Annotated in this window: 7 protein-coding genes; 2 read left to right on the top strand and 5 right to left on the bottom strand. The window is 71.3% G+C overall.

What is annotated here, in order from left to right; all coding sequences use genetic code 11:
- Positions 1–56: 56 nt before the first annotated feature.
- From Cba03nite_RS35825 to Cba03nite_RS35835, 3 genes are all read right to left on the bottom strand, one after another.
- Positions 57–800 (bottom strand): ABC transporter permease, encoded by a 744-nt coding sequence (locus tag Cba03nite_RS35825; protein WP_203756331.1) that lies wholly within the window; start codon positions 798–800, stop codon positions 57–59.
- On the bottom strand, positions 797–1735 hold the full coding sequence (locus Cba03nite_RS35830; protein WP_203756343.1) for an ATP-binding cassette domain-containing protein: 939 nt from the start codon (positions 1733–1735) through the stop codon (positions 797–799). The genes Cba03nite_RS35825 and Cba03nite_RS35830 overlap by 4 nt, the downstream gene beginning before the upstream one ends.
- 332 nt (positions 1736–2067) lie before the next feature.
- On the bottom strand, positions 2068–2871 hold the full coding sequence (locus tag Cba03nite_RS35835; protein ID WP_203756344.1) for a GNAT family N-acetyltransferase: 804 nt from the start codon (positions 2869–2871) through the stop codon (positions 2068–2070).
- A 165-nt stretch (positions 2872–3036) separates the two neighbouring features.
- Here Cba03nite_RS35835 and Cba03nite_RS35840 point away from each other — a divergent pair, with 165 nt between their 5' ends.
- A complete protein-coding gene (locus tag Cba03nite_RS35840) occupies positions 3037–3948 on the top strand; it encodes a LysR family transcriptional regulator (RefSeq protein WP_239126269.1) in 912 nt (303 codons plus the stop codon).
- A gap of 122 nt (positions 3949–4070) precedes the next feature.
- Here the strand turns inward: Cba03nite_RS35840 and Cba03nite_RS35845 are convergent, their stop codons facing one another.
- Positions 4071–4676, bottom strand: coding sequence for a TetR/AcrR family transcriptional regulator (locus tag Cba03nite_RS35845; protein ID WP_203756345.1), 606 nt, complete (start codon positions 4674–4676; stop codon positions 4071–4073).
- A 112-nt stretch (positions 4677–4788) separates the two neighbouring features.
- On the opposite strand from Cba03nite_RS35845, the gene Cba03nite_RS35850 reads away from it, so the two are divergent.
- Positions 4789–5691, top strand: a complete 903-nt coding sequence (locus Cba03nite_RS35850; protein ID WP_239126270.1) for a LysR family transcriptional regulator — start codon at positions 4789–4791, stop codon at positions 5689–5691.
- 66 nt (positions 5692–5757) lie between these two features.
- On the opposite strand, the gene Cba03nite_RS35855 is transcribed toward Cba03nite_RS35850, so the two are convergent.
- Positions 5758–6216, bottom strand: a complete 459-nt coding sequence (locus tag Cba03nite_RS35855; protein ID WP_203756346.1) for an SPW repeat protein — start codon at positions 6214–6216, stop codon at positions 5758–5760.
- Positions 6217–6796 lie beyond the last annotated feature (580 nt).

Genomic DNA, 6796 nt, shown 5'->3' on the forward strand with positions numbered 1-6796 from the left:
TTCGCCGAGGCGGCACCGGGAGGTCACCCGGACGAGCCGAGGTCATCCGGCCGAGGTCACGCCCGCTTGGTGAACGTGGAACGGGCCCACAGGTAGCCGACGAGCGCGATCGCCACGCACCAGGCGGCGGCGACGACCGCGTCGGTCGTGTCGGGAGCTCCGTTGAGCAGCCCCCGCATGGTCTCGATGATCGGCGTGAACGGCTGGTACTCGGCGAACTGCCGCAGCCCCGGACCCATCTTCTCCGCCGGGACGATGGCGCTGCTGAAGAACGGAAGCATGACCAGCGGCACTGCGGCCATGCCCGCGGTCTCCGGCGACTTCGCCGACAGCCCCAGCGCGACCGTGAACCAGCCCGCCGCGACCGCGAGCAGCACCACGACGCCGGCCACGCCGAGCCAGTCGGTCAGGCTCGCCGCCGGGCTGAAGCCCAGCAGGTAGGCCACCCCGACGAGCGCCGCGATGGCGATGACGTTGGTGAGCACGCTGGCGACGACGTGTCCGGTGAGCACCGCGCCGCGGGACACGTCCATGACCTTGAACCGGTTGATGATGCCCTTGGTCATGTCGGAGTTGACGGCCGTCGCGGTGCCGCCCAGCCCGTAGCAGACGGCGAGCAGGATCAGGCCCGGTGTCGCGTAGTCGATGTAGTCCACGCCGACGTCGAAGGCGTCGCCGAACATGTACACGAACATCAGCATGATGATGATCGGCATCAGCACGGCGTTGAACACCGAGGTCGGGTTCCTGGTGAGGTGCTTGAAGTTGCGGCGCAGCATGACCAGCGAGTGCGACTTCATTTCTGGTCGGCCTCCGTGGTGTGGCCCGTGAGGGCGAGGAAGACGTCGTCGAGGTCGGGGGTGTGCACGGAGCACTCCTCGGCGTTGAGGGAGTGCTCGTCGAGCCGGTCCAGCAGGGCCCGCAGCGACTTGGTGCCGCCGTCGCCGGGCACGCGCAGGGCCAGGGCCTCGTCGTCGCGGGTGGCTTCGGGGAAGGCCCGCGCGGCCTCGTCGAGTTCGGCGGCGGTGGTGAACCGCAGCCGTACGTGGGTGCCGGGGATCTGGCGCTTGAGCTCGTCGGCGGTGCCCTGGGCGACCAGGCGGCCCCGGTCGAGCACGGCGATCCGGTCGGCGAGCTGGTCGGCCTCCTCCAGGTACTGGGTGGTGAGGAAGACGGTGACGCCGTCGGCGACCAGGTCCTGCACGATCGACCACATGGTGCGGCGGCTGCGCGGGTCGAGGCCGGTCGTCGGCTCGTCGAGGAAGATGATCTGCGGTTTGCCGACCAGGGTCATGGCGAGGTCGAGCTTGCGGCGCATGCCGCCGGAGTAGGTCGACGCGGGTTTGCCCGCCGCGGCGGTCAGCTCGAACCTTTCGAGCAACTCGGCGACGATCCGCTCGCCGTTGCCGGTGACGGCGCGGTTGAGGTCCGCCATCAGCTGCAGGTTCTCCTGCCCGGTCAGCAGCTCGTCGACCGCGGCGAACTGGCCGGTGACGCCGATGGCCGCGCGTACGGCCTTGGCCTCGGTGGCGATGTCGTGGCCGGCGACGCGCACGGTGCCGCCGTCGGCCCGCATCAGCGTGGTCAGCACGTTCACCGTGGTCGTCTTGCCGGCACCGTTGGGGCCGAGCAGGGAGAACACGGTTCCGGCGCGGACCTCGAAGTCGATGCCGTCGAGGACGACCTTGTCCTTGTATGCCTTGCGCAGCTCCGAGGCCACGATCGCCGAGGTCATGCGATCACCGCTGGCGTGGCCGGAGCGGTGGGCTTGAGGGGCGAACCATCCGGACTGCCGGCGGTGGTCGGCAAGGTGGGTCTTTCCTGGTCGGGAAAGGTGACGGACACGATGGAAACTCCTTTTGAGCTTGTACGAATCGGATCGGGCTGAACGCTGCGACCGGGGCTGATCGCCGCTGGCTGCTTGTTGCGAGATCGCCCTGTTCGGAGGGCCCCTGGCTCCGGCTGGGCGGCTGCAGATGCGGTGATGTTCGGGACTGTTCATGACAAACCTCTCTCCGGCAGCGCAGGCGGGTTCGGTGTGACGCCGGGTCTGCGGGTCGGTGGGCGTTAGGGCAGGGCGAGCTCGTAGAGGCGGGTTCGCCGCAGCTGACGGAATCCGAGGTGCTGGCGCAGGGCGAGCAGGCCGGGATCGTCCTCGACGGTGCGTGTCTCGATCTCGTCGATGTGGGGGTGGATCTCGCGGAGCCGCTGGATGAGGGCGGCGTTGACCCACAGGCCCAGCCGCCGTCCGCGATGGGCGGTGAGCACGGCCGGTCCGTACTGGCGGGCGCGGCGCCGCGGTGCCGCCCCCACGGCCGCCAGGGCGTAGGCCACCAGGTCGCCGTCCGCTTGCGCGGCGCTCAGCACCGCGTTGCCGGGGCTGCTCGGGCGCCGGAGCAGCTCCTCGACCCGGGTCGCGCCCGACAGGTCGCCGGTCCAGTGGCTGAGCCGGTATCCGGGGTGCTCGACGTCGATCAGCTCACCCAGCCAGGCATGGTGGACGTCGCAGTAGGTGAGCAGCTCGTGGCTGCCGGATCCGGTGTGCCGGAAGCCGTGCCGGACGCAGAACTCCTCCCCGGCGGAGCCCGCGGCGACCTCGGCGACCAGGCGCTGCCGTGCGGCGTGTGCAACGGCGGCTTCCAGCAGCCGGGAGCCGATCCCGCGCCGCCGCCACGGCGGTTCGACGTACAGGCTCAGCTCGGCGGCGCCCGGCTGTGCGACGGGCCCCGGCAGCAGCAGGCCGTGCTCGAACGGGATGATCGGGCGCAGGCCGGCCGTCCCGGCCACCAGGCCGGGTGGTGTCACGGCCTGCCACCGTGCGGTCCCGGGGTGATCCGGCACCGCCACGATGTCGATCAAGCGTTCGCTCATGGCACTCACGATCGCCCGGCCGTGCCCGCCGAACAACGCGGAAGATCGCACCGCCGCATTAGCCACCGGTTATCGTTCGACGGCAGACCCGGTCGGCCGTGGTCTGGATCACGCCCGCGCGCCGTGCCGTCCCCACCGCCGTAGACTTCCGGATCCGGAAGCCCGGTGACCGGCGGGAGGGACGGCCTGGTGGAGCTGCGCGATATCGAGATCTTCCTGACCCTGGCCGAGGAGCTCCACTTCGGGCGTACGGCCGAGCGCCTGCACGTGTCGCAGGCGCGGGTCAGCCAGTCGATCAAGCAGCAGGAGCGCCGGATCGGCGGCGCCCTGTTCGAGCGGACCAGCCGCAGCGTCCGGCTCACGCCGCTCGGCGAGCGGCTGCGCGACCGCTTACGCGCCGGCTACGGCGAGATCATGTCGGGCCTCGACGAGGCCGCCGCGGCGGCCCGGGGGCATGCCGGGGTGCTGACCGTCGGCACGATGGCGACGCTCTACAAGTCGATCGCGGCGGTCATCGACCTGTTCCGGCAGCGGCATCCGCAGTGCGAGCTGCGCCTGCGCGAGATCCTGCCGACCGACCCGCTCGGGGCGCTGCGCGCCGGCACGGTGGACGTCGGGCTGCTGTGGCTGCCCGTCCGCGAGCCGGACCTCGCCGTCGGGCCGGTGGTGCACACCGAGGAACTGGTGCTGGCCGTCGCCGCGGACCATGAGCTGGCCGACCGCGGCAAGGTCGAGATGGAGGTTCTCGGCGACTATCCGGTGGTGTATCCGGCCGGGCCCATTCCCGACTACATGTGGGAGCAGCACACCCCGGCCGTGACGCCGACCGGGCGGCCGATCCGGCGTGCACTGGTCGTGGCCACCCTGGAGGAGGCCTTGATGGGGATCGCCGGGGGAAGCGTCATATCGCCGATCGGGTCGGGCGTGGCCGCCACCCGGCAGCGCGGCGACCTCACCTTCCTGCCGATCACCGGCGGGCCGGTCCTGCGGTATGCCCCGGTGTGGCGCAGCGGCGGGGAGACTCCCCTGGTCCGCGCCTTCGTCCAGGCCGCCGCCGACGCGCGGGGCACCGGGTAGCGGCCCGCTGAGGCGATGCCGGGCCTGGCGGGTCCGGTCGCCTGGGAACCACGCTGCCCTCGTCGCCGCGGAGCCGGGACTCGCTTTGCGGCGATCGCTGTGCGGCTCTCGGCGGCGGGCGCTTACCCCTGCGGCGCCGCGGTGCCGCCTTCGCCGGGCTTCAGCCCGTCGAAGACCAGGTCCAGGACGTCCTTCATGTACGCCTCGGGCAGCGGCCGCGCCCGCAGCAGCCAGGCGTGGTACAGCGGCCCGAAGATGATCTCCACGGTCATGTCGAGGTCGGCGTCGGCCCGCAGCTCGCCGGCCTGCTGGGCTTTGGCCAGCCGCGCCTTCGCCTCGGTGACCGCCACCTCCAGGAACGCGCGGACATCGCCCGCCGCGACGTCGTCGGACTGGGCGGCGATGAGCAGCCCTCGCCACACGGCGCCCAGGTTGGTGCCGAACAGGGTCTGCACGGCCGTCGTCTGCGCCAGCAGATCGGCCCGCACGTCCCCGGTGTCGGCGAACCCGAGCCGCGCGTCGCGTATCCGCCGCATGTATTCGAGCAGCACCGCGGCCTTCGACGGCCACCAGCGGTAGATCGTCTGCTTGCCGACCCCGGCCCGGGCGGCGATCGCCTCGACGGTGGTCGCGGCATATCCGATCTCCATGCACAGGTCCGCGGCGGCCGCCAGGATCGCCTGCCGCGACTGCTCGCTGCGGCGGCTGGGGTCAGGCTGGCGGCTCATGGCCCCGACTGTAACCGATGACGAGTCGCAACGTCTCGTCTTGACAGCGCCGCCCGCATGCGTCACAGTCTGGCGAGACAAGCCGTCTCGTCTCCCGTATCGGAGGTCAGCCATGCCCACCGCCCTCGGGGCGATTACCGGGATGGAGCTGCGCGACATCGAGATCTTCCTGACCCTGGCCGAGGAGCTGCACTTCGGGCGCACGGCCGAACGCCTGCACGTGTCGCAGGCACGGGTCAGCCAGTCGATCAAGAAGCAGGAGCGTCACGTGGGCGCCGCGCTGTTCGAGCGCACGAGCCGGGCGGTGCGGCTGACCACGATCGGCACCCGCCTGCACGGCGACCTCCGCCAGGCGTATGAGCTGATCAGGACCGGCCTGGCCACCGCGTCCGGCACGGCGCAGGGCACCCACGGCGCGCTGCGGCTCGGCGTCATCGGGGCGATGGGCAACGAGATCCGGCCGCTGACGGAGGCGTTCACGGCCCGCCACCCGTCCTGCTCGGTGGAGGTCGCCGAGTTCCACTTCGGAGATCCGTTCGCGGCGCTGCGTGCCGACGACGTCGACCTGCAGGTGATGTGGCTCCCGGTACGCGAGAAGGACCTCACCCACGGCCCCGTCGTGCGCACCGAGGGCCGCGCCCTCGCCGTGCCCGAGGCCTCGGATCTCGCCCTGCGCCGGACCGTGTCCCTGGAGGACCTTGCGGGCCGCCTCACGCCCGATCCGGGACCGGAGACGTGGCTGCGGGAGATGTTCCCGACCACGACGCCCAACGGCCACCCCATCCGCCGCGGTCCCCGCGCTCGCACCTGCCACGAGCTGCTCGCGCTCGTCGCCGCAGGGCAGGTCGTCAGCCCGGTCAACGCCCACTTCGGCCGCTACTACGCCTATCCGGGCGTCGTCTTCCGGCCCATCCACGACGCCCCGCCGACCGAGTGGTCGCTCGTCTGGCGTACCGACCGCGAGACGCCGCTGATCCGCACCTTCGCCCGGCTGACTCAGGCCCACCCGCACTGACGGCAGAAAGAAGCGAGGCGTCGCCCTGGCGACGCCTCGCTTCGAACCTCGTGGGACGCGGCAGCGTCAGGCCGGACCCCCCGTCCCCGGCCACTGGCGCTGGTCGCGCATCGGATCGGTCGGCACCGCCGGCACCCGCCGGCTCGCCGTACCGGCCCGCCGCTTGCCCAGCATCATCATCGCGATGGTGCACGCCAGGCCCACCAAGCCCACGATGACGTTGCTGACGATGGCTCCGATGCTCGGCGCCGGCCCGCTGACCAGCCACGGCGCGAAGATCGTCCACGCGCTGATGACAGGGGCTACCCAGGCTATCCGGTGCGAGCGCCCGAACATCGTGGCGAAGCACAGGGCCAGCACGGCCAAGGTGACACCGGTGAAGACGTTGTTCACCGTGAGGCTGTTGTGGCTGGTGAAGCCGACCACCCAGGGCGAGATGGCGAGGTAGAGACCGGTGAGGAGGGTGAGGCCCTCCACCACCTGAGCCGTCGGAGTTTCGGCGGCTTCCTCGTACCGCAGTCCCAACGTCGCAAGATCAGGGTGCTCATCGATGGAAGGAGTTCGTACGGTCATGATCTGTGACCCCGCCTAATAGAGACTTTCGACCTTGAACTGTGCAGAACGGCTGTTCGGACTGATGCGTGCCGGTGACGTCGGAACCGTCATCGCGGCGGCCGGTGCCCATCGGCTCGGCGTGCTCCTTCTCGGCCGGGCAGGTCGCGTCCATGTCACGAACCGGCCCTGACCAGCGCAAACGCTCGTGATGCGCAACTGCGGGTGTTCCCACACCGACGCCGCAGTAAACGCCCGGTGCTGGAACCTGCCCGTACACCGCTGTGCGCGGGTATTCGCAAGGCGCTGGACAAGCCGACCGCTGAGTAGGTCACACGAGTACCGCCGCCCCCGCCGGCCATACAGCTCGATCCGGCAGCCCGCCCGCCGTTCGGGCCGGAGGGCGCGCCGCCGTCATACGCCGGTCAGCAGAGCCCCGTTGCAGCCGGACTGCGCGGGCGCCCAACACCGGGCTGGGCAGGTCCGGGCGGCCCTCCCGCTGCGCGACCGCCACCCGGTGCCGCCGGTCGGGTCGCAGATCCGCAGTACGCGG

This window comes from Catellatospora bangladeshensis (assembly GCF_016862575.1).
GTDB classification, from domain to species: Bacteria; Actinomycetota; Actinomycetes; order Mycobacteriales; family Micromonosporaceae; genus Catellatospora; species Catellatospora bangladeshensis.

Coding starts and splice junctions, on each gene's coding strand:
- Cba03nite_RS35850 (WP_239126270.1), top strand. CDS start 4,789: ATGCCCACCGCCCTCGGGGCGATTACCGGGATGGAGCTGCGCGACATC.
- Cba03nite_RS35835 (WP_203756344.1), bottom strand. CDS start 2,871: ATGAGCGAACGCTTGATCGACATCGTGGCGGTGCCGGATCACCCCGGG.
- Cba03nite_RS35845 (WP_203756345.1), bottom strand. CDS start 4,676: ATGAGCCGCCAGCCTGACCCCAGCCGCCGCAGCGAGCAGTCGCGGCAG.
- Cba03nite_RS35830 (WP_203756343.1), bottom strand. CDS start 1,735: ATGACCTCGGCGATCGTGGCCTCGGAGCTGCGCAAGGCATACAAGGAC.
- Cba03nite_RS35825 (WP_203756331.1), bottom strand. CDS start 800: ATGAAGTCGCACTCGCTGGTCATGCTGCGCCGCAACTTCAAGCACCTC.